This is a genomic window from Streptosporangium nanhuense, assembly GCF_059358815.1.
This window is the reverse complement of the sequence record NZ_JCADBG010000019.1, coordinates 26,999-49,107: the sequence shown is the minus strand read 5'-3', so window position 1 is coordinate 49,107 and position 22,109 is coordinate 26,999. Positions and strand designations below refer to the sequence as shown.

Below are 22,109 nucleotides of genomic sequence, written 5' to 3'. Positions count from 1 at the left end.
CCCCGTGGCGAGGCGCCCGCGGAACCACGCAGTAGGGAGACCGCCGTGGTCATGGAACGCCGAGATTTCCCGCGGAACACCATCGGAGCGGTCGCCCTCCGGCAGCGTCACGCCCGCAGGATGGATCAGGCACCGGCTCGACCTGCGGCTCAACGGGCTGAACGGATGTCCGCCGCCGACAGCGGCACCCCCGACCACCTGTGGCGATTCACCTGAGCCCAGGTCCAAGCCCAAGCCCAAGCCCAAGCCTGATCCTCCGCCACCAGGTCCCGCATCTCCGAACCCCCACCCCCCTGAGGAGATCCCATGCAACGAGTACGCCCTTGGCGACGGCTGCCGCACGCCGTCGTCGCCTGTGTCGTCGGCCTCGCCATGCTCGTCGTCGGCGCGCCGCAGGCCGTCGCGGCCCCGGCCCAGCCGTCGCCGCTGACGACGCCGTGGACGGGCCAGGCGTTGAACGGCACGCCGCTGCCCGAGTACCCCCGCCCGCAGATGACCCGGCCGGACTGGCTGAACCTCAACGGGGAGTGGCAGCTTCGGCAGTCGACCACGAACGACGCCCCGGCGTTCGGGCAGACGCTGCCGGAGCGCGTCAACGTGCCGTTCCCGGTGGAGTCGGCCCTGTCGGGCATCAAGCGGCCGGCGAACGACAACCGCTACTACCTGTTCTACCGCCGGACGTTCACCGTTCCGGCCGGCTGGAGCGGCCGCCGGGTGCAGCTGCACTTCGGCGCCGTGGACTGGCAGACGACCGTGTGGGTGAACGGCGTGCAGGTCGGCGGGCACACCGGCGGCTACGACCGGTTCGAGTTCGACATCACCCCGCAGCTCAACGGCGGGACGAACGAGCTGATCGTGCGGGTCTTCGACCCGTCGGACTCCGGGGCGGGCGGGACCAACCCCGCCCGCGGCAAGCAGGTCCGAAACCCCGGCGGCATCATGTACACGCCGTCGTCGGGCATCTGGCAGACGGTGTGGCTGGAGCCGACGCCGACCTCGTCGATCCACAGCGTCGACTTCTACCCCAACCTCGCCAACAACACCCTGCGGATGCGCGTGTTCACCCGCGGCGACGTCTCGGGGCACTCTGTGTACGCCGAGGCGCTGAACGGCTCGGCCGTCGTGGGCACCGCGACCGGCGGGTTCACCGACTTCAGCGTCCCCGTCCCCAACGCGCGGCGCTGGTCGCCCGACGACCCGTTCCTGTACAACCTGCGGATCTCCCTGCGGAACAACGCGAACGCGACCGTCGACCAGACGACCCACTACTTCGGGATGCGCGAGGTCGGCAAGGCCGTGGTCAACGGGCGGCTCGCGCTGACGCTCAACGGCCAGTTCGTGATGCAGAACGGCGTGCTGGACCAGGGCTTCTGGCCGGACGGCCTGTACACGGCGCCGACCGACGCCGCGCTCGCGAGCGACCTGCAGAAGACCAAGGACCTCGGCTTCAACATGGTCCGCAAGCACATCAAGGTGGAGCCGCAGCGGTGGTTCTACCACGCCGACCGCATCGGCCTGCTGGTCTGGCAGGACATGCCGAGCATGGGCGGGGGGAACGCCACCCACCACGCGCAGTGGGAGAGCGAGCTGAGGGAGGTCGTCGACGAGCACCGCTCGTCGCCCTCGACCGTCGCCTACGTCCCGTTCAACGAGGGCTGGGGCGAGTGGAACCTGGCCGACACCACCCGGATCATCCAGAACGTGAAGAACCAGGACCCGACCAGGCTCGTCAACGGGCACAGCGGCTACAACTGCTGCGCCTCCAAGGGCGACCCGGGCAACGGCGACATCATGGACTGGCACATCTACGTCGGCCCCGACGCGCCGACACCGACGAGCACCCGGACCTCCGTGCTCGGCGAGTACGGCGGCCTGGGCGTGCGCGTCCCCGGTCACGAGTACAGCCCCAACGGCCAGTTCGGCGCGTACGAGATGCACCCGAACACGCAGTCGATCACCGACCGGTACGTGAGCCTCGTCACCCAGTCGGCGAACCTCATGCACGTCCGCGGGCTCAGCGCGCTCGTCTACACGCAGCCGTTCGACGTCGAGGGCGAGGTCAACGGCTTCTGGACCTATGACCGGCAGGTGGTGAAGTTCGACGCCGCCCGGGTCCGGGCGGCCAACCTCGGCATCATCGCGGCGTCGAAGCGGCTGAACACCTCCGCGCCCCCGCCCGGACGGCCGATCGGCACCCCCGGGAACAAGTGCGTGGACGTGGCCGCCGACGACACCGGCGGCAACGGCTCGGCCGTGCAGGTGTGGGACTGCCAGATCCAGGCCGCCGACCAGCACTGGACCCGGGACGGCAACACCCTGCGCACGCTGAACCGGTGCCTGGACGTGACCGGCAACGCGACGGCGAACGGATCGCAGGTCCAGCTGTGGGACTGCAACGGCGGCGGCGCCCAGCAGTGGGTCCCGCAGTCCAACGGCGCCCTGCTCAACCCGCAGTCCGGCCGCTGCCTCGACTCACCGAACGGCTCCTCGGCCAACGGGACCAGGCTCCAGCTGTGGGACTGCAACGGCGCCGCGGCGCAGGTGTTCCGGCTGGGCGGGGGCTCCACCGGGGCCACGTTCGTCAACGGCCCTGGCGGCAAGTGCGTGGACGTGGCCGCCGACGACACCGGCGGCAACGGCGCCGCGGTGCAGCTGTGGGACTGCCAGCCCCACGCGGTCGACCAGCACTGGGCGTGGGACGGCACGGCGCTGCGCACGCTGAACCGGTGCCTGGACGTGACCGGCAACGCGACGGCGAACGGATCGCAGGTCCAGCTGTGGGACTGCAACGGCGGCGGCGCCCAGCAGTGGGTCCCGCAGTCCAACGGCGCCCTGCTCAACCCGCAGTCCGGCCGCTGCCTCGACTCACCGAACGGTTCCACGGCCAACGCCGCGAGGCTGCGGCTGTGGGACTGCAACGGCAGCGTGGCACAGACGTTCCGGAAGCAGTGAAGCAGCGAAGCAGCGGTGAAGCGGTGACGTACTCCCCCTGAGGCACTCTCCCTCAGGACTCCCCGCCCCGACGTGTTCCCCACACCGACGGGCGGGGACTCCCGCCCCACCGGCGTCCGCCACCGGGGGCGGGCCCTACGAACGGCTCTTCGTGAAGACGTGAAGGGCGAGGATGTCGGGGATCGGCGCGAGGCCGGGGCCCCCGGCCCGGATCCAGGCGGCGATGTCCTCGACGGCGCCGGGCTGGTTCACCAGGCCGAGCCACACCGGCCGCCCGCCCGCGGCGCGTCCGGCCGGCGAGGGCCGCACGACGACCACGTTGGCCTGCTCGCACACGTCCAGACAGTCGCTGACGCGTACCTCGGCGATCTCCGACAGGCGGCGGAGTTGCTCGTCGTGGTCGAGGGAGGAAATCTTGCGGGTGCTGCCGCAGCAGCAGTCCCGGCAGACGGTGAGCCTGCTCATGCGCGTGTGAATCCCTTTCCGAGGCGATCCAGCGGGTCGGGTCCCGGCCCGAACCGCATGGCGACCGCCGTCCTCTCATGGGGAGATCCGCCCCGTTTCCCGAGGGGCGACAGCGTGAGTCTCCTGGCTCTCGGGTCGATGCTCCTCCCGGCCTTCCCACCCTCGCGGGCAGTGGCCTCGTCGGGATTCGCTCGCCGATCACAGTGGCGGGACCGCGCCGGATTCACACCGGCTTCCTCGTTCCGCCGTCGCCTTCGCCGACCATGGTCGCACAACCGCCACAGGCGGCAGGAGCAGGGGTCGCGACGATCCCGGTAGCCGGAGAAGACCCGGCTCCCTACCTGGCGTGATCGCGAAATGTACGTGATCATTGACCCACCATGCAGCGCCGTGCCCTCGTCCGTGCCATCGCCGCGGGATCGGGTGCCGTCGCCCTCTCCGCCTCCCGCCGGCGTCACCGACGCCGTGCCGCGTTCGTCCGCGACGACCGGGCACCGCCGCCCTGACCCGCCCACCCGCCGCCCACCCGCACTCTCACGTACGCCACCGCCCCCCGCCCCATCCGAGGAAAGAGGACACACCCCCCATGGCCCTTGCCGGTGTCTTCCTGCCCATCGCCCTCGCGATCATCATGTTCGGCCTCGGCCTGAGCCTGACGATCGCCGACTTCCGCCGCGTCGTCGCCTACCCCAAGGCCACCCTGGTCGCGCTCGTCTGCCAGGTCCTGGTGCTGCCCGCGATCTGCTTCGGCCTGGTGCTCGCCTTCGGGCTGCCGCCCGCGCTCGCCGTGGGCATGATGCTCCTGGCCGCCTCCCCCGGCGGGACGACGGCCAACCTCTACAGCCACCTGTTCGGCGGCGACGTCGCGCTCAACGTGACGCTCACCGCCATCAACTCCGTGCTGGCCGTCGTCACGCTGCCGCTGGTCACCAACCTGTCGCTGGGCTACTTCGCCGCCGACTCGGCCGGGCTGGGCCTGCAGTTCGACAAGACCGTCCAGGTGGTCGCGATCGTGCTCGTCCCCGTCGCGATCGGCATGGCGGTCCGGGCGCGGCTGCCGCGCTTCGCCGACCGGATGAACACGCCCGTGAAGATCGCCTCCGCCGTCATCCTGGTCCTGGTGATCCTCGGCGCCCTGCTGCAGGAGCTGGACAACCTGAGCGGCTACATCCGCTCGGTCGGCGCGATCACGCTGGTGTTCAGCGTGATCAGCCTGGCCATCGGCTACTGGGTGCCGCGCCTGGCCGGGATCGAGCGCGGCCAGGCAATCGCCTCCTGCATGGAGATCGGCATCCACAACGCCACGCTGTCCATCGCGGTCGCGCTCACGCTGCTGAACAACACCCAGATGGCCGTGCCCGCCGCCACCTACGGCGTGCTGATGTTCTTCACCGCCGCCGCGGCCGGGTTCCTCCTCAGGTCCCGTGCGGCGAGGCTCACCCCCGACGCGGCCCGGTGAGACCCGTACCCCTCGGATGACCGATCCGCCGACGGGGGTCGTCGTGAACCGGGCACGGCCGCCCGGTTCACGACGACCCCCGTGGCGGGAAGCGTCTGGACTACCCTATGTTTACGTGAACATAAGCCTGACGATCTCCCTGTGATGACAGGCAGGAGTGGTAGTGACAGCTGATCACGGACCCCGCTGGCTTCGCTGGCCCTCGGAGGCCTCCCGGCGCCGCCTGGCCTTCGGCGCGGACTACAACCCGGAACAGTGGCCCCGGGAGGTGTGGCGGGACGACGTCCGGGCGATGCGCCGGGCCGGGGTGAACATCGTCTCGCTGGCGATCTTCTCCTGGGCACGGCTCCAGCCGGCCGCCGACCGCTGGACCTTCGAGTGGCTGGACGAGGTGATGGACCTCCTCCATGAGCACGGCGTCGCCGTGGACCTGGCGACCGCCACCGCGTCCCCGCCGCCGTGGCTGGCGGCCAGGCACCCGGAGATCCTCCCCGTCGACCACGAGGGCCGCACGCTGTGGCCGGGCGCGCGCCAGCACTGGCGCCCGACGTCACCGGTCTTCCGCGAGCACGCCCTGCGCCTGGTGGAGGCCATGGCGACGCGCTACGGGAGCCATCCGGCCCTGGCCGCGTGGCACGTCTCCAACGAGCTCGGCTGCCACAACGTCTACGACTTCTCCGAGGACGCCGCCACGGCGTTCCGCGCCTGGCTGCGCGACCGGTACGGCACGCCGGAGGAGCTGAACCGGGCGTGGGCGACGGCGTTCTGGTCCCAGAACTACGGCGACTGGGCGGAGATCCTGCCGCCGCGCCTGGCCGCCTCCTACCCCAACCCCACCCAGCAGCTCGACTTCAAGCGGTTCTCCTCGGACGCCCTGAAGGACCACCTGCGGGCGGAACGCGACGTGCTGGCCGAGCTGGCACCCGGGATCCCGGTCACCACCAACTTCATGGTCATGGGAAACACCAAGGGCATGGACTACGCCGACTGGGCGCGCGAGGTCGACTTCGTCTCCAACGACCACTACCTGCTGACCGGCCCGCAGGCCCAGGACGAGCTGTCGTTCTCGGCCAACCTGACCGGCCGGATCGCCGAGGGCGAGCCCTGGTTCCTGATGGAGCACTCCACGAGCGCGGTGAACTGGCAGCCGGTCAACCTGGCCAAGAAGCCCGGCGCCATGGCCCGCGACTCGCTGACCCACGTGGCGTACGGGGCGGACGCCGTGTGTTTCTTCCAGTGGCGGCAGTCGGCGGGAGGGGCCGAGAAGTACCACTCGGCGATGGTCCCGCACGCCGGCACCGACAGCGAGACCTTCCGCGCGGTCGCGGACCTCGGCGCGACCCTGGAGCGGCTCGCGCCGGTCGCGGGGACGCGCCGCCGCCGCGCCGCCGCCGCGATCGTGTTCGACTGGGACTCCTGGTGGGCGAGCGAGCTGGACTCCCACCCCACCTCGCGGCTGCGCTACCGGCAGGAGGCGCTGGACTGGTACTCGGCGTTCGCGGCGGCCGGGGTGCGGGTCGACGTCATCACCGCCGCCGACGCGTTCTCGCACTACGACCTGCTCGTCGCGCCGATCCTGCACGTCGTCCCGCGAGGGCTCGCCGACCGCCTGGGCGAGTACGCGACCGGCGGCGGCCATCTCGTCACCACCTACTTCTCCGGCATCGTGGACGAGAACGACCACGTGTGGCTCGGCGGCTACCCCGGCGCGCTGCGCGAGCTGCTCGGCATCCGGATCGAGGAGTTCGGGCCGCTGCTGGACGGCGACCGGGCGGACCTCGACCTCGGCGTCTCCGGCACGCTGTGGAGCGACCGGATCGACGTCACCGGGCCGGACGTCGAGGTCGTCGCCCGCTACACCTCCGGCGCGTACGCGGGCCGGCCCGCCGTCACCACCCGCCCGGCCGGGACCGGCTCGGCGTCCTACGTCTCGACCAGGCTCGGCCCCGAGGGCCTGGGCCCGGTGCTCTCGCGGTTCCTGGCCTCCGCCGGGGTGCGCGGCGAGCTCCCGGCCGCCGTCGCCGGGGCGGTGGAGCTGACGATCCGCACCGGCGACGACGCCGACTACTGGTTCCTCGTCAACCGCACCGACGAGAGCGTCACCGTGGAGGGCGTCGCGGGCGAGGTCCTCCAGGCGCCGTGCCTGGCCGGGGACCTCACCCTGGCGCCCCGCCAGGTGTGCGTCCTGCGCCGCCCGCACGAGACCCCGCCCGTCCCCTGACGGCCGGACCCCCGTACGGAGTCCTGCCGCCGACGAGCTCGGCGGCAGGACGGGGGACGGTGAGGTCACTGGACGGTGAAGCCCTGTTCCCTGCCGTAGGTGACGGAGGCGTCCTGCCAGGCCTTCAGGCCGTCCTGCAGGGTGACGCCGCTGATGTAGGCCTTGCCCGCGGTGTCGTTGAAGATCCTGTTGGCGTAGACCTGGTAGGGCAGGTAGGACCAGCCGTCGACGACCTGGCCCGCCGACTCCGCGAGGATCTGGTTGACCGGCTGGTCGCCGAAGTAGGGGAACTTCTTGTCCTGGAAGGTCTTGGAGGCCAGCTCGGCGGTGGTCGCGGGGAACGCGCCCTCGTCCAGCCGGGTCTGCACCCCCTCGTCGACGCCGGCGTACTTCAGGAAGGCGTAGGCGAGCGCCTTGTTGGGGCTGGCCTCGGGGATGGCCAGCGAGCTGCCGCCGCTCTCGGAGGTGGCCTTGCCCCCGCTCTCCCACTGCGGCATGGGGGCGACCCGCCACTTGCCGAACCCCGCCTTGACGCCGGTCTCCAGGTTGGCGGGCATCCAGGCGCCGATCACGAGCGAGGCGATGGTGCCGTCGCCCAGGCCCTTGTACCAGGCGTCGGTCCACCCGTTGACCGGCGCGAGAAGCTTGTCGCTGACGAGTTGCTGCCAGGCCGAGGTGAACTTCCGCGTACCGGCGTCGCCGAAGTTCACGCTCACCGTGGTGCCCTCGACCTTGTACGGCTTGCCGCCCGCCTGCCAGATCATGCTGGTGACGAACCCGGGGTCGCCGGTGTCGCTGGTGATGTACGCCTTGGGGTCGGCGGCGTTCAGCTTCCTGGCCGCCTCGATGTACTCCTCCCAGGTGGCCGGGACCTCGATCTTGTGCTTGTCGAAGACCTCCTTGTTGTAGAACAGGGCCATCGGCCCGGAGTCCATGGGCATGCCGAAGATGCCGCCGCCGGAGCGGACGGCGTTCCAGGGGCCGGGGGTGAAGGTGCCCTCGAGCTTGTCCGCGCCGAACCCCGTCAGGTCGGCGACCGACTTGGCGAGCACGAACTGCGGCAGGGCGAAGTACTCGATCTGCGCGATGTCGGGTATGCCGGACCCAGCCTTGATCACGTTCTGCAGGGCGGTGTAGTGGTCGTTGCCGGTGCCCGCGTTGACCAGGTTCACCTTCACCTTCGGGTACTTGGCCTGGAAGCCGGTGACCACCTGCTTCAGGGTCGGCTCCCAGGCCCAGACCGTGATGCTGCCACCGGCGTCCAGCGCGGCCTGGAGATCCGTGGCCGACGCGCTCTGGGGAGGCGCGGCGGCCCCGGAGCCGCCGTCACCGGAGGGGGCGCAGGCGGTGGTCACCAGCGACACCGACAGTGCGGCGCCCAGCAGAAGGGCGAGGCGGCGGGTTATCGTCATGGATGTCCCTTTCGTGGTTGTACCTGGGGACGGTCGGGCCCGGCCTCGGTCACTCCTTGACGCTTCCGGCGGCGAGACCCGACTGCCAGTACCGCTGGAGCAGCAGGAACGCCGCGATCAGCGGGACGATGGTGAGCAGCGAACCGGTGATCACGAGGTTGAAGATCGCCTCGCCCCCGATGGTGGACGCCTGGGCGTTCCACTCCTTCAGGCCGAGGGTGAGCGGATACCAGTCCGGGTCCTTCAGCATGATCAACGGCAGGAAGTAGTTGTTCCACGTCGCGACGACCGTGAACAACAGGACCGTGACGATCCCGGGCGCCAGCAGCGGCAGGCCGATGCGCAGGAACGCCTGGAACTCCCGCGCCCCGTCCACCCGCGCCGACTCGAGGATCTCGTCCGGGACGGCGTCGGCGGCGTAGGTCCACATGAGGTAGAGGCCGAACGGCGAGACCAGCGACGGGATGATGATCGCCCACGGGGTGTTGGTCAGGCCCATGCCGGAGAACATCAGGAACGTCGGGACGGCCAGCGCGGTGCCGGGCACCGCCACCGCGCCGATGATCACGGCGAACACGGCCCTCTTGCCGGGGAAGTCGAACTTCGCCAGCCCGTACCCGCCGATCGTGGCCAGCAGCGTCGCGCCGCCCGCGCCCACGACCACGTAGAACAGGGTGTTGAGCAGCCAGCGGGTGAAGATGCCGTCGCCGTAGGTGAAGGTGTCGGCGATGTTGCGGAACAGCGCGAAGTCGGAGTGGAACCACAGTCCGAACGAGCCGAACAGCCCCTCCTGCGTCTTGGAGGCGTTGATCAACAGCCAGACCAGCGGGAGCAGCGTGTAGACCAGCATGATCGACGTCAGGACGGTCAGCGTGACGCTGCGCCGCTTCCGCCGGGGCGGGTGCCGGCGACCGCGCCGGATCACCAGCGGACCGGACGAGGCCCGCGCGGGGGGCTTCCTGTCAGAGGCGGAGGTGGTGGGGGTGGCGGTCATGGTCGGTCCCCCTTCCTCATGCCGCGGAGCTGGACGACGTAGGCGATGATCATCGTGATCACGCCCATGACGATGGCGACGGTCGCCGAGTAGTTGAACTGCTGGCCGTCGAAGGACAGCGAGTACGCGTAGAGGTTCGGCGTCAGATAGGTCGTGATCACGTTCGGCGCCAGGGTCTTGAGGATGCTGGGCTCGTTGAAGAGCTGGAAACTACCGATGATCGAGAAGATCGTCGCGATCAGCAGCGCCCCGCGCAGCGCGGGAAGCTTGATCGCGTAGATGATCCGGACCTGGCCGGCCCCGTCGATCTCCGCGGCCTCGTACAGGGACGGATTGACCACGCGGAGGGCGGAGTACAGGATCAGCATGTTGTAGCCGACGAACTCCCACGTCACGATGTTGCCGATCGAGGCGAGGATCAGCTCGGCCGACAACGGGTCCGGCAGCGACAGCCCGAACGTCTCGTTCAGGTTGCCGACGAGGCCGAAGCGGGTGCCGTACATGAAGCCCCACATCAGCGTCGCGACCACGGCGGGCACGGCGTAGGGAAGGAACACCGCGATGCGGAAGAAGCTCGTCCCGTACAGCCGGCCGCTGTCGATCGCGAGGGCCACCAGGAGCGACAGGAACAGCATGATCGGGACCTGCACGACCAGGAAGAGCGTCACGTTGCCGAACGCGGACCAGAAGCGCGGGTCGCCCAGCGCCGCGAGGTAGTTGTCGGCGCCGACGAAGGCGGTCCCGCCGACCAGCCGGGTGCGGAACAGGCTCAGATGGATCGAGTACGCGATCGGCGCCAGGAAGACGAGCGCGAACACCGCCATGAACGGCGCGACGAACCGCCAGCCCGCCCACGACCGTCTCCCCCGGGGCACCGGGCCCCGGCCGACCGGCGTTCTCACCTGTGGTGTTGCGACCACCGGCTCACTCCTCCCTACCGCTCCGTGCGATGTTTACGTAAACATCACCTCCAGAGGAACTCGCCACCTAAACCAACACAGGGTGATAAGTAGTAATCTGCTAGTAATGATTACGTAAACGTCCGTGCGGTATCGTGACACCGGTCACACAGGTCGTCAAGGTATCCCCCGGCGCCAACGGCCATCCGAGAACACGCGAAGGGCGGAGACGATGAACGGCGGTGGCCGACAGCAGCCGGGCACGCCTCCCGGCGGCGCGCAGCGCGGCGGGTCGAGCGTCCCCGGCGGGCGCCGCAAGCAGCGCGTCTCCATGGCCGACGTCGCCACGCTGGCGGGCGTCTCGTCCCAGACCGTGTCCCGGGTCTCCAACGGCCACCCCGGGGTGGTCGACTCGACCCGTGAGCACGTGCTCGCGGCGATGCGCGAGCTGGGCTACCGGCCCAACAGCGCGGCCCGCGCGCTGCGCTACGGCCAGTTCAACACCATCGGCGTCATCCTCTTCAGCCTCGCCTCCACCGGCAACAGCCGCACCGTGGAGGCGATCGCCACCCACGCCGCCACCGAGGGGTACGCCATCACGCTGATCCCCGTCGACATGCCGACCCAGGACAACGTGCTGGGCGCGTTCACCCGCATCGGCGAGCTGGCCGTGGACGCGTTCATCGTCATCACCGAGACACACCTGCTCGACGCGGCCACCGTGCCCCTGCCCCCCGGAGTCCCCATCGCCATCGTCGTCGACTCCGACGCCGGCGACCGCTACAGCGTCGTCGACACCGACCAGGGCGACGGGGCCCGGCGGGCCGTCCACCACCTGCTCGACCTGGGGCACCGGACCGTCTGGCACGTGACGGGGCCGCGGACGTCCTACGTCAGCCAGCGCCGCGCCCAGGCCTGGCGCGCCACGCTGGAGGAGGCCGGGCGCCCGGTACCTGCGCCCCTGTACGGCGACTGGTCGGCCGGATCCGGCTACGCCGCCGGTCTCGCGCTCGCGGACGAGCCCGGCTGCACGGCGGTGTTCGTCTCCAACGACGAGATGGCCCTCGGGCTGCTGCGCGCCCTGCACGAGCGCGGCCGGGTGGTCCCGGACGAGATCAGCGTGGTCGGCTTCGACGACATCCCCGACTCCGCCTTCTTCATCCCGCCCCTGACGACCGTCCACCAGGACTTCGCGGAGGTGGGCAGGAGGTGCGTGGAACGGGTCCTGCTCCAGATCCGCGAGAACCAGACCTCCCGGCCGGGCGCCGATCTCGTCCCGACCCGCCTGGTGGTACGGAACAGCACGGCCGCTCCCCGCGCGGACCGCGGACCGGGAACGCCCGGCGGCCCCGGAGCCGTTTCCGGGGACCGCCGGACGTCCTCGCCGCCCGCGCCGCCCGGCTAGCCGCCGAGCGTGACGTGCAGGATCCTCTCGTTGCTGTTGTTCGGGGTGCTGTCCTTGTCACCGGTGTTGGAGGTGGTCAGCCACAGGCCGCCGCCTGGGGCGGGCTCCACGGTGCGCAGCCGGCCGTACGTGCCGTTGAAGTACTCCTGCATGCTGGGCAGGCCGGTGCCGCTGATCGGCGAGCGGTACATCCTGGTGCCGCGCAGGCAGGCCACGTAGACCACGTCACGCACGACGGCGATGCCCGAGCAGGAGCCGGCGGCGGTGGAATAGGTGCGCTTGGGGGCGATGAACCCGGCGGTGCCGCAGGCGCCGCTGGTGCCCTCACACGCCGGCCAGCCGTAGTTGCCGCCCCTGGTGATGAGGTTGGTCTCGTCCATCACGCTGTTGCCGAACTCCTGCTGCCACAGCCGGCCCTGGGAGTCGAAGGCCAGCCCCTGCGGGTTGCGGTGCCCGTAGCTCCACACCTGGTTGCCGAACGGGTTGTCCGACGGCACGCTGCCGTCCGGGTTGATCCGCAGGATCTTGCCGCTCAGGTTGGAGGTGTTCTGGGCGTAGTCACCGTTCTGCGCGTCGCCGGTGGCGACGTACAGCTTGCCGTCCGGGCCGAACCGCAGGCGGCCGCCGTCGTGGTACTTGTTGCGCAGGATCCCGCTGAGCAGGACCTGGGCGCCGGAGGTGGTGAGCCTGTCGTTCTCCAGCTTGATCCGCACGACCCGGTTGTCGGTCGGCGAGGTGTGCATGATGTACACCCAGCGGTCGCTGTTGAAGGTGGGCGAGATCTCCAGGCCCATGAGGCCGCCCTCGCCGTCGGTGCCGGCCACGTTCGGTACGGTGCCCACGTTCGTCTTCGCGCCGGTGGAGGGGTTGAGGCGGATGATGTCGTCGGCGTCGCGGCGGCTGTAGAGGATCGTGCCGTCGGGAAGCGTGACAAGACCCCAGGGCACGTCGTTGTCGGTCGCGACCTGCGTCACCGTGCACACCGGGTTGCCGCACGCCGCGCCGGTGGTCGCCGTCGCGGTGTTGCTGCGCCCCGAGACGTTGGCCTGCGCGTCACGGGCCACCACGTAGTACTGGTAGCTCGTGTTGCCCGCCAGCCCGCTGTCGGTGAAGGTGGTGGCCGGCGGGGTGCCGTTGACCGCGCCGACCTTGGCGCCGCCGCGGTAGACGTCGTAGGCCCGGACCCCGATGTTGTCGGTCGAGGCGGTCCACCTCAGCGTCACCGTGGTCCCCGACGCGGAGGCGGTGAGCTGCGTCGGGGCGCTCGGCGCCTGGGTGTCGGCCTGGCACTGCGGCGGGGTGATCGTCACCGTGGTGCTCGCCTGCGAGACGTTGCCCGCGGCGTCGCGCGCGTTGACGTACAGGCCCCAGGTCGCCCCGGGGACCACGGTGAGGCCGGTGGACAGCGTGGTGCCGCTCACCGTCTTCATCTGCTGGCCGTCGTGGTAGATGTCGTAGAAGGCCACCCCCACGTTGTCCGTCGAGGCGTTCCACGCGAACGTCACCGAGTCGCACGTCAGGTTGCTCACCCTCGGGCCGCCCGGCACCGTCGGGGGCTGGGTGTCGGCGCTCCCGGTGGACGTCGTCCACTTCTGGTTGTTCCGCCCGGTACAGGTCCACAGCCCCACCAGGGTGCTGTTCGCCGTGCCCTCGCCGGTCACGTCCAGGCACAGGCCCGACTGCACGCCGGTGATGGTGCCGTCGGAGTTGATCCTCCAGCGCTGGTTGGCGCCGCCGGTACAGGTGTAGATCTGCAGCGCGGCCGGGGCGGTGGTGTCCTGGCCGACCACGTCCAGGCACATCGTGTCGCCGTACACCCGGAACTCACCGGCCGCGGTGAGGTTCCAGGACTGGTTGGCCTGCCCGTTGCAGTCGTAGATGTTGACGCCGGTTCCGGACGCCGTGCTGTTGCCGACCACGTCGAGGCAGCGGCCGGAGGCCACGCCGACCACGGTCGCCGGCGCCGCCGAGGCGGGGGCCGCGCCCGCCACCGTCATGGTGAGCGCGGTCGCCACCGCGGCCAGCGTGGCCAGCAGCACACGCGGCCACGGCCTCCGGCGGTTGATCGAGGGGGATGTTCGCACCGGTTCTCCAAGGGGGGACGTCCACGGGATTTCCGAGGAGGTGACGGTCGGCATCTATGGCGATACCGACCGTTTTGGGAGCTTCGTGCTGCCCCCCCTCTGTCCTGAAAGATCAGCGGGAAACCGCCCGCTGGTCACCGGGGATCATGACGTCACCCGGAAGGTGGCATCGCTACGCCCCTGCGCGTCGGTGATCGGGTCGAGCCGGAGCAGGTAGTTGTAGTGCCGGATGTGGCGGTCGGGATAGTTGTAGGACTGGAAGGACGTCCACGACGAGCTGGCGAGCCCGGCGACCTGGCGGAACGTGGCGTCCCCCGCGAAGGTGGCGGTGCCGTCGTCCTGCGCCAGGACGAAGTCGAAGCCGTAGTGCCGCAGGTAGTAGCCGGGGTAGTTCACCGACGCGAAGGACACGTAGCCGTTGCCGTTCGCCAGGCCCGGCACCAGCCGGAACTGCGCGTCCTGGGCGGGGCTGACGTTCGCGTCGATGCGCACGTCGAGGTCCGCGTGCCGCACGTACCGGGTCTGGTTGTTGTACGACTGGATGCGGTTGACCGGCACGGTGGTACCCCAGCGGCCGAGGACCCGGTTCTCCTCCGCGGCGGTGAGGTTGAGGATGGAGCCGTGGCGCTTGCGGTTGGCGCCCATGCCGTAGTCGGAGCGCGCCTGGAAGTTCCGCGTGCTGCCCAGGTTGGTGGAGGTGATGGGCATGTAGCCGCGGCCGGTGGCGTACTGGTCCAGCCACAGGGCCCACTCGTTGCGGCCGTTGAACTGCGCCCACATCGGGCCCTCCACGACGTTGCCGCCGCCCGTGCCGTTGGAGATCCCCATGTGCGACAGGTTCCCCAGCGTCGTCCAGGATCCCAGGATCGAGTTGCTCGCCTCGATCGTGATGTGGCCGTCGGCCGAGGCCCGGTAGTAGCGGTAGCCGCCGACGGAGCCGGGCACGTCGACGATCTGCGTGTCGATGAGGCCCTGGCTGCCGCCGCGCTCGATGTAGAGCTGCGGTGCGGCGAAGCTGCGGAAGTCGCTGGTGCGCGTGTACCAGATGCGGTGCTTGGTCACGCCGTTGCGGGGCGAGTTCGTCGCCCAGTACAGGACGTAGTCGCCGGTCGCGGGGTTGTACAGGGCCTCGGGCGCCCAGGCGTTGCCGGCGCCGGAGATGCCGCCCGCGACGTTGATCAGCCACGGGGCCGACCAGTTCACCAGGTCGCTCGACTCCCACACGACGAGCGAGGTGCTGCCCCGGTTCGCGGCGTCGCTCCACGACGTCCCGGCGGCGATGCGCAGGTCCGTGGCGACGATCCAGTACCGGTCACCGGCGGGAGAGCGGACGAGGGCGGGGTCGCGGACCCCTCGCGTGCCGACCGTGGAGCGCAGGACCACCGCGCCGTTGTTCAGGTCGCTCCAGCGCAGCCCGTCGTCGCTGTGGGCGAGATAGATCTGCTCGCCGCTCGCCGTCTCACCGGTGAAGTGGGCCATCAGGTACCCGGTGAAGGGGTCGAGGGCGGACGCGCTCGCCGGGACGGCCGGCCACCACGACGTGAACATCAGGCAGGCGGCGAGCACCGCGCCCAGCCGGGACAGGGCTCTTGACATGTGTTCCTCCTCAGGGGGCGGGCACGACGGAGCGGGTGGTGCCATCCGCGGCGGACCCCGTCCGGCCGGCGGCGCTCCCCCGGCGGTGCCGCTCACCGTCGCCGGGGCGGCGCCCGGGGGCACCCGGGGGCACCCGGGGGCGCAGATGCGTCACCCTTCGCCCTGCTTACCGAGCCGCGAATGTTAGCGTTAACACTCTGTGTCGCACAGATTCACCTGTCGCACATTTATGTGGTCGCCGGAGCGCCGGAATACACGGCATGTAACCGTGGCGAGCGAAGGTTACATCGGCGTCACATCAGTGTGATCGCTAACATCTGGCCGGTCAATACCCTCCTGACACATGACCGGCGAAAGGTCCTCGCCGAACGGCCGGTGAGGGGCCGCAGCCCTTTCAAAAGCGCAGGTCGGAGACGCCGTATCGACATGTGGGCGGCACGCGCCCCCGGCTCCCCGTGTGACCCGGGTGTTGACATCTTTGCTGTGAGCGTTAACACTCTGCGAAACGCGCCAGAAACATGTACGCGATCCGATCACCGCCGTCCCATCGGGGATGCGGATATCCGGTCACAGTCCAAGACCTGCCGAGGTCTGACGACAGAAAATGTTAGCGCTAACAACACTTCGCCCCGCCGGCGACCGCATCTGACCGTGGATTCCCCCGGACGGCTTCCCGAAGGGCCTCCCCCCTCCCCTCGTAGAAGGGTGCCTGTCGTGTCCCTGCCTGTGTCCCCGGCTGTCTCCCCGCCCGTGTCCCCGGCTGTCTCCCCGCCCGTGTCCCCGGCTGTCTCCCTGCCTGTGTCCCGGCGCCGGACGGTTCTCGCGGTCGTCGCGTCGCTGGCGGCCGTGCTGAGCTGCCTCGTCACCCTCACCACCGAACGGCCCGCGTCGGCCGCGACGTACTCGGCGTACGTGATGGGCTATTTCAAGGAGTCGCCGAACCAGTCCGGCGACAGCTACGCCCTCCACCTCGCGGTAAGCTCCGACGGCCTCGACTGGACGCCGCTGAACCAGAACAACCCGGTCGCCACGCCCACCGCCGGCATGCAGGGCCTGCGCGACCCCTACATCCTGCGCAAGCGGGACGGCACGTTCACGGTTCTGGCCACCGACCTGAAGGGTCGCGTGTTCGACCTGAACAACCAGTACATCCACGTGTGGGACTCGGCGAACCTGACCGGCTTCACCAACTACCGCCGGGTGCGCCTGCACACCATGAACACCCATTCCTGGGCGCCGGAGGCCTTCTGGGTGCCGTCCCGCAACCAGTACGCGGTCATCTACTCGGCGAACAACGGCACCCGCGACGTGTTCATGGTCAACTACACCAGCGACTTCGTCGACATGGGCACGCCCCAGGTGTTCTTCGACCCGGGCTTCAGCGTGCTCGACGGTGACGTGCTCGTCGACGGGAACAACTTCTACCTGACGTACAAGAACCTCAACGACCAGAACCTCTACGTGGCCCGGTCGACCACGGGGGCGCCGAACAGCTTCACCACGCTGACCGGCGGGCTGCGGCAGGGCGGCGGGATCGAGGCACCGATCCTGGTCAAGTCGAACACGAGCGACACGTTCTGGCTGTGGGGCGACTCGTACTCCCCCGCCAACGCGGTCTTCTACGCCTGGCAGTCGGCCAACGTCAACGGCAACGCCTGGTCGGCGATCGGCCGGCGCGCCTACACCGCGCCGATCAACGCCAAGCACGCCACCATCACCCCGATCACCGAGGCCGAGCGGGCCGCGCTGGTCGGCCGCTGGGGAGCGCCGCAGTGGAACCGGCTCAAGTCGTACAACCTTCCCGGCCGGTACGTGCGGCACGCGAACAACATCGCGCGGATCGACCCCTTCCCGATGGACCCGACGGCCGACCAGCAGTGGCGGCTGGTGCCCGGCCTGGCCGACGCGGCCGGGGTGTCGTTCGAGTCGGTGAACTTCCCCGGCCGCTATCTGCGGCATTCGAACTACGCCGTCAGGCTCGACCCGAACGACAACACCTCGGCGTTCCGGGCCGACGCCACGTTCCACCGGACCGCCGGCCTGGCCGACGGCGCGTGGGCGTCGTTCCGGTCGCACAACTTCCCGGACCGCTATCTCCGGCACTCCGGCTACGAGCTGCGCATCGACCAGCTCGGCTCCGGCTCCGCCCTGACCGCCAGGCAGGACGCCACCTTCCAGGTCACGTACTGAGCCGCTCCGGCGCTCCACCCGCCGCGCGTCGGCCGTGTCAGCCGCGCCGACCGCGTCAGCCGCGTCGGGCGCGTCAGCCCGGCGCGGCGCCGGTGCTCTCCCGCACGATGAGCTCGGGTTCCACCAGCCGCCTGGTCTGGCTCGGCCTGCCCGCCATCTGGTCGAGCAGCAGGTGGAAGGCGTGGCCGCCGACCTCCTCGAAATCCTGCCGGACCGTGGTGAGCGGGGGCCAGAAGTAGGCGGACTCCGGCACGTCGTCGAAGCCCACCACGCTGACGTCCTCGGGAACGCGCCGCCCGGCCTCGCGCAGCGCTCTCAGCACGCCGAGGGCCATCTGGTCGTTGCCCACGAAGATGGCCGTGACCTCGGGATCCTGTGCCAGGCGGCGGCCGAGCTGGTAGCCGGAGCGCGAGCTCCAGTCTCCGCGCAGCACCTCGGGAACCCGGTGCCGCCCGGCTTCCAGCACCTCGCGCCAGCCCTCGACCCGGGCGTTGGCGTCGATCCAGCTGGCCGGGCCCGCCACGTGCCACACCGTCTCGTGGCCGAGGCTGAGCAGGTGCCTGGTCGCCCGCGTCGCCCCCGCCCGCTGGTCGACCATGACGACGGGGACGGAGAGGCCGACCCCGGCGTCGACCGCGACCACGGGAATCTTCGACGACAGGTGGCGCAGGCCGTCGGCCGCCGACTCGTGCGGCGCGACGATGATGACGCCGTCCACCGCCTGCGACTGCAGCTGGCGGAGGCTCTCCTCGATCGAGCGGCGGTTGAGCATGCTCAGGCTCGCGATGCTCACGGCGTAGTCGTTGAGCCTGGCGGCCCGTTCGATGCTGTAGAGGGTCGAGGCCGGGCCGTACAGGGTGGTGTCGATGCTGACCACGCCCAGCACCCCGGACCGTCCCGTGGCGAGCTGCCGGGCGGCGGCGTTGGGCCGGTAGTCGAGTTCCTGCACCGCGGCCAGCACGCGCGCCCGGGTTTCGGTGTGCACCCTCTCGGGCGCGTTCAGCGCCCGGGAAACGGTCATCGCCGACACTCCGGCGAGCGCGGCGACGTCTTCCAGCACCGCGGGTCTGGATCGCGGCGGGCCGTCGTTCGATTTCGCCTTCAAAGCAGCTCACCCCCTATGCGATAACGCTAACAGGAGTTACGAGCTCGCTCCGCTCCAGCGGGCGTCGTTCGTGTCCGGCTCAGGCCACGAAAACGTCCTCTCCGGCTCGGGGCCGCGAGTCCGGACCGCCGTGAGTCCGGACCGGCCGCGAGTCCGGACCGCCATGAGGACGGCCTCTCCGTCGGCGGGACCGCGAGTCCGGAAACCTCTCGGACCGCGAAAGGCGCCGGAGACGGTCACCGGCTCCGCCGCCGTCGGCGAGCACGACCTGCGCGCCTCGGGCGACGGACCCGGCCGGTGGACCTCCGGCTACTCGAAGAGGGACGGGTCTCCGGTGCCTCGGCGGATGATCTCGGGCTCGTCCTGCGAGAAGTCGACGACCGTCGTCGGGACGGCGCCGCACTCGCCCGCGTCGATGACGGCGTCCACCGCGTGGTCGAGCCTCTCCTTGATCTCCCAGCCCTGCGTCAGGGGCTCGGCCTCGTCGGGCAGCAGCAGGGTGCTCGACACCAGCGGCTCGCCGAGCTCGGCCAGCAGCGCCTGCGTGACGACGTGATCGGGGATCCGGACGCCGACCGTCTTCTTCCGGGGGTGCAGCAACCGCCGCGGCACCTCCTTGGTCGCGGGCAGGATGAACGTGTAACCGCCGGGGGTCGCCGCCTTGAGCGAGCGGAAGAGCGCGTTGCTCACATGCACGAATTGACCGAACTGCGCGAAATCACTGCAGACCAGGGTGAAATGGTGGTCACTGCCGAGGTCGCGAATCTCCCTGATCCGGTCGATGCCCTCCTTGTTGCCCAGCCTGCACCCCAGCGCGTAGCCCGAGTCCGTCGGGTACGCGATCAGCCCGTCCGCCCGCAGGATCTCGGCCACCTGGCTGATGAGCCGGGGCTGGGGACTGCTCGGATGCACATCAAGGTATTTCGCCATCCCCAGAGCTTAGAAGCGAATACCGGCCCGCGTGACACGCGGCCCTCACGACGGATGGCGGGCCCTCGTCGGACCGTGCCGGGGGTTCGGCGCCACCACGACGACGGCCCGGCCCCATGACGACGGCCCGCCCCACGACAGCGGCCCTCCTCGCGAAGACGGCCCGCCCCGCGACGCACGCGGGGCGGGCCGTCACCGGCGCGGCCGGGGTGAGGTCGACGGGCCGGTCTCACCCCGCTTTCACCCCGGCCTCACCCCGCTTTCACCCCTCGTCCTCGCCCTCGTCCTCGAAGATCTCGTCGACGACCTCGGCGGCGACGAAGCCTCCGGCCACACCGGCCGCGACGCCGCCCCAGCCGGGCCCGCCGTGGCCGCGGTGACCACCGTGATGGCCTCCGTGGTGACCGCCGTGGTGGGCGTAGGGGTCGTGGCCGCCGGAGCCGTACTGGGACAGGGCGGCCAGCCAGGTGTTGATCTCGGAGACCCAGTCGCGGTGCGGGGCCTGGTCGTGGCTGGTCTGCCAGCGGCCGAAGGCGTCGGTGCCGGAGCCGTGGCGGCCGCTGCGCTTGTCGGCCTCCGCGATGACGTCCAGGCCCGCGGGACCGGCGACGAAGGTGAGCTCGACCTCGTTGATCCGCCCGGAGTACTGGGCGGGCGGGTAGAACTCGATCTCCTGGTAGAACGGCAGCTGCTGGTTGACGCCGTAGAGGTGGCCGTACTCCAGGTCGGCGCTCTTGAAGCGGAAGCCGAGCCGCACGAAGGCGTCCAGCACGGCCTGCTGGGAGGCGAGCGGTGCGATCTCGACCGGGTCCATGTCGCCCTTGTCGACGGCCGCGGCGATCGCCAGCTCGGTGCGCACGCCCATGACCATGCCGCGCAGGCGCTGGCCCGTCACCTCGGTGACCGGAGCCTCCCACGGGACGGGGAACTCGAACGGCACCACCTTGTCCTCGCCGGTGCGCAGCCGGAAGGGCCCGCTGACCTGCGTGCGGAAGAACTCCACCAGGCCGGTCTGCTCACCCTCGCCGTGCTCGGACTCCATCCTGGTGACCAGGCCGAGGGCGATGTACTCGATGTCGGCGTCGAAGTCGCCGCCCTTGACACGCACCTCGCCCCGCAGGAACTCGCCGGGCCGCACCCGCGGCGCGGCCAGCACGGTGTCAACCGAGGGGGCTCCGACCCCGAGAGCGCCCAGCATCCGTTTGAAGATCACGATTTTCTCTCCTGCCTCATGTGTCGTGCGGTGATCGAGAGAGAAACGATCACCGCACGGCCGGGGTTCCCGATGCTCCATACCGGATCGGCAGGTAAAAAACGTCTCTCACCTGGGGCTGGGCTCAGGTGCGCAACTTTGTCGGCGTATGGCTGTCATGCCCGTTGTGCTCGCCGTCCTGGGGTGCCCGCATCGCCTCGATCTTGGCGTTCAGCCGGGCGAGCTCCTCCAGCACGGCGGTGAGCTGGTTCTCGGTCCGCTGCTCCTCGGCGGAGGTGTTGTTGTCGTCCATCGCGTTGACCACCACGGCGATGAACAGGTTGAGCACCACGAAGGAGGACATCAGGATGTAGCCGACGAAGAAGACCCACGCCCAGGGCTTCTCTCCCATCACCTGCTCGGCGATGGCGGGCCAGGACTCGCCCGTCATGATCTGGAACAGGCTGAACAGCGAGGTGGGCAGCTCGTCGAAGTAGTCGGGGGCGACCTCGCCGAACAGCTGGGTGGCCAGGACCGCGGAGATGTACATCACCAGGACGAGCAGGCCGATGATGGAGGCCATGCCCGGCATCGCGGCCAGCAGGGCGTTGACGACCTTGCGCATGCTGGGAACGGCCGAGACCAGCCGCAACGCCCGCAGGATCCGCAGCGCCCGCAGCACCGAGGCCGGGCCCGAGGCGGGAAGCAGCGCGACGGTCACGATGACGGCGTCGAACCAGTTCCACGGATCCCTGAAGAACGCGCCCCGGTAGACGTAAAGGCGGGCGAGGAGTTCGACGACGAAGACTCCCAGCACGATCCGGTCGACGGCGTGCAGCAGGCCGCCGATCCGCTCCATGAGGTAGGAGGAGGTCTCACAGCCGATCGTGACGGCGTTGAAGACGATGACGGCGATGATGAACCGCTGGAAGGAGGGGGTCTCGAGGAAAGAACGCACCCGTTCTCGTTCTGGCACGTGGTCAGCTCCTACAGGGGTGGTAAGACTGCGACAACGATGATCGTAAACACGTTCCGGGAGAGACTCGCGAGACGGGCGGGGTATGACCTGCCTCACAAACGACACTCGGCCGGTGGGCGGGACGTCGTCGTGGGCAGGCGGGTTGTCGGCACCGGTTTGTACCACTGGGTCCGATAGCGTGGCGGCAACACCCTGGGCCGACCGCGTCCGGGTTCGGCGGGACGGC

The 22,109-nt window shown here is 70.1% G+C and carries 15 protein-coding genes and 1 riboswitch; of the genes, 5 read left to right on the top strand and 10 right to left on the bottom strand.

What is annotated here, in order from left to right; translation table 11 throughout:
• Window positions 1–306: 306 nt before the first annotated feature.
• On the top strand, window positions 307–2,952 hold the full coding sequence (locus AC5L38_RS31170; protein ID WP_495246374.1) for a ricin-type beta-trefoil lectin domain protein: 2,646 nt from the start codon (window positions 307–309) through the stop codon (window positions 2,950–2,952).
• Window positions 2,953–3,087: 135 nt separating this feature from the next.
• Here the strand turns inward: AC5L38_RS31170 and AC5L38_RS31165 are convergent, their stop codons facing one another.
• Window positions 3,088–3,417, bottom strand: a complete 330-nt coding sequence (locus AC5L38_RS31165; protein ID WP_495246373.1) for a hypothetical protein — start codon at window positions 3,415–3,417, stop codon at window positions 3,088–3,090.
• A gap of 101 nt (window positions 3,418–3,518) precedes the next feature.
• Window positions 3,519–3,694: riboswitch (cobalamin riboswitch) on the bottom strand.
• A gap of 309 nt (window positions 3,695–4,003) precedes the next feature.
• Here AC5L38_RS31165 and AC5L38_RS31160 point away from each other — a divergent pair.
• Both AC5L38_RS31160 and AC5L38_RS31155 read left to right on the top strand, forming a co-directional pair.
• Window positions 4,004–4,876 carry a bile acid:sodium symporter family protein gene (locus AC5L38_RS31160; protein WP_495246372.1) on the top strand — a complete coding sequence of 291 codons (873 nt, stop codon included), beginning with the start codon at window positions 4,004–4,006 and terminating at the stop codon, window positions 4,874–4,876.
• Window positions 4,877–5,039: 163 nt separating this feature from the next.
• Complete coding sequence (locus AC5L38_RS31155; protein WP_495246371.1) at window positions 5,040–7,097, top strand: beta-galactosidase; 2,058 nt, start codon at window positions 5,040–5,042, stop codon at window positions 7,095–7,097.
• 65 nt (window positions 7,098–7,162) lie between these two features.
• Here the strand turns inward: AC5L38_RS31155 and AC5L38_RS31150 are convergent, their stop codons facing one another.
• Genes AC5L38_RS31150 through AC5L38_RS31140 form a run of 3 tightly spaced genes read right to left on the bottom strand, consistent with a single transcriptional unit; the run spans window position 7,163 to window position 10,423 of the window.
• Entirely contained in the window at window positions 7,163–8,509 is a 1,347-nt protein-coding gene (locus AC5L38_RS31150; RefSeq protein WP_495246370.1) for an ABC transporter substrate-binding protein, read from the bottom strand.
• A gap of 49 nt (window positions 8,510–8,558) precedes the next feature.
• On the bottom strand, window positions 8,559–9,503 hold the full coding sequence (locus tag AC5L38_RS31145) for a carbohydrate ABC transporter permease (RefSeq protein ID WP_495246369.1): 945 nt from the start codon (window positions 9,501–9,503) through the stop codon (window positions 8,559–8,561).
• The gene (locus AC5L38_RS31140; protein WP_495246368.1) at window positions 9,500–10,423 is read right to left on the bottom strand and encodes a carbohydrate ABC transporter permease; all 924 of its coding nucleotides are present in this window, start codon (window positions 10,421–10,423) and stop codon (window positions 9,500–9,502) included. The genes AC5L38_RS31145 and AC5L38_RS31140 overlap by 4 nt, the downstream gene beginning before the upstream one ends.
• 211 nt (window positions 10,424–10,634) lie before the next feature.
• Between AC5L38_RS31140 and AC5L38_RS31135 the strand changes: the two genes are divergently transcribed.
• Window positions 10,635–11,807 (top strand): LacI family DNA-binding transcriptional regulator, encoded by a 1,173-nt coding sequence (locus AC5L38_RS31135; RefSeq protein WP_495246367.1) that lies wholly within the window; start codon window positions 10,635–10,637, stop codon window positions 11,805–11,807.
• On the opposite strand, the gene AC5L38_RS31130 is transcribed toward AC5L38_RS31135, so the two are convergent.
• Together AC5L38_RS31130 and AC5L38_RS31125 are read right to left on the bottom strand one after the other, a co-directional pair.
• Window positions 11,804–13,891 carry a PQQ-dependent sugar dehydrogenase gene (locus AC5L38_RS31130; protein ID WP_495246366.1) on the bottom strand — a complete coding sequence of 696 codons (2,088 nt, stop codon included), beginning with the start codon at window positions 13,889–13,891 and terminating at the stop codon, window positions 11,804–11,806. The two genes, AC5L38_RS31135 and AC5L38_RS31130, sit on opposite strands and share 4 nt — an antisense overlap.
• A gap of 144 nt (window positions 13,892–14,035) precedes the next feature.
• Entirely contained in the window at window positions 14,036–15,487 is a 1,452-nt protein-coding gene (locus AC5L38_RS31125) for a glycoside hydrolase family 43 protein (RefSeq protein WP_495246365.1), read from the bottom strand.
• 798 nt (window positions 15,488–16,285) lie between these two features.
• Between AC5L38_RS31125 and AC5L38_RS31120 the strand changes: the two genes are divergently transcribed.
• Window positions 16,286–17,677 (top strand): AbfB domain-containing protein, encoded by a 1,392-nt coding sequence (locus tag AC5L38_RS31120; protein WP_495246364.1) that lies wholly within the window; start codon window positions 16,286–16,288, stop codon window positions 17,675–17,677.
• Between the two features lie 73 nt (window positions 17,678–17,750).
• Here the strand turns inward: AC5L38_RS31120 and AC5L38_RS31115 are convergent, their stop codons facing one another.
• From AC5L38_RS31115 to AC5L38_RS31100, 4 genes are all read right to left on the bottom strand, one after another.
• Window positions 17,751–18,737, bottom strand: coding sequence for a LacI family DNA-binding transcriptional regulator (locus AC5L38_RS31115; RefSeq protein ID WP_495246363.1), 987 nt, complete (start codon window positions 18,735–18,737; stop codon window positions 17,751–17,753).
• Window positions 18,738–19,091: 354 nt separating this feature from the next.
• Complete coding sequence (locus AC5L38_RS31110; RefSeq protein WP_495246362.1) at window positions 19,092–19,712, bottom strand: L-threonylcarbamoyladenylate synthase; 621 nt, start codon at window positions 19,710–19,712, stop codon at window positions 19,092–19,094.
• A gap of 262 nt (window positions 19,713–19,974) precedes the next feature.
• On the bottom strand, window positions 19,975–20,925 hold the full coding sequence (locus AC5L38_RS31105) for a sporulation protein (RefSeq protein ID WP_495246361.1): 951 nt from the start codon (window positions 20,923–20,925) through the stop codon (window positions 19,975–19,977).
• Window positions 20,926–21,049: 124 nt separating this feature from the next.
• Entirely contained in the window at window positions 21,050–21,862 is an 813-nt protein-coding gene (locus AC5L38_RS31100; protein WP_495246360.1) for an ion transporter, read from the bottom strand.
• Window positions 21,863–22,109: the final 247 nt, after the last annotated feature.

What these genes read in the sequence shown, in the direction of transcription:
- AC5L38_RS31170 (WP_495246374.1), top strand. Translation starts at nt 307, where the DNA reads ATGCAACGAGTACGCCCTTGGCGACGGCTGCCGCACGCCGTCGTCGCC.
- AC5L38_RS31165 (WP_495246373.1), bottom strand. Translation starts at nt 3,417, where the DNA reads ATGAGCAGGCTCACCGTCTGCCGGGACTGCTGCTGCGGCAGCACCCGC.
- AC5L38_RS31160 (WP_495246372.1), top strand. Translation starts at nt 4,004, where the DNA reads ATGGCCCTTGCCGGTGTCTTCCTGCCCATCGCCCTCGCGATCATCATG.
- AC5L38_RS31150 (WP_495246370.1), bottom strand. Translation starts at nt 8,509, where the DNA reads ATGACGATAACCCGCCGCCTCGCCCTTCTGCTGGGCGCCGCACTGTCG.
- AC5L38_RS31145 (WP_495246369.1), bottom strand. Translation starts at nt 9,503, where the DNA reads ATGACCGCCACCCCCACCACCTCCGCCTCTGACAGGAAGCCCCCCGCG.
- AC5L38_RS31135 (WP_495246367.1), top strand. Translation starts at nt 10,635, where the DNA reads ATGAACGGCGGTGGCCGACAGCAGCCGGGCACGCCTCCCGGCGGCGCG.
- AC5L38_RS31125 (WP_495246365.1), bottom strand. Translation starts at nt 15,487, where the DNA reads ATGTCAAGAGCCCTGTCCCGGCTGGGCGCGGTGCTCGCCGCCTGCCTG.
- AC5L38_RS31110 (WP_495246362.1), bottom strand. Translation starts at nt 19,712, where the DNA reads ATGGCGAAATACCTTGATGTGCATCCGAGCAGTCCCCAGCCCCGGCTC.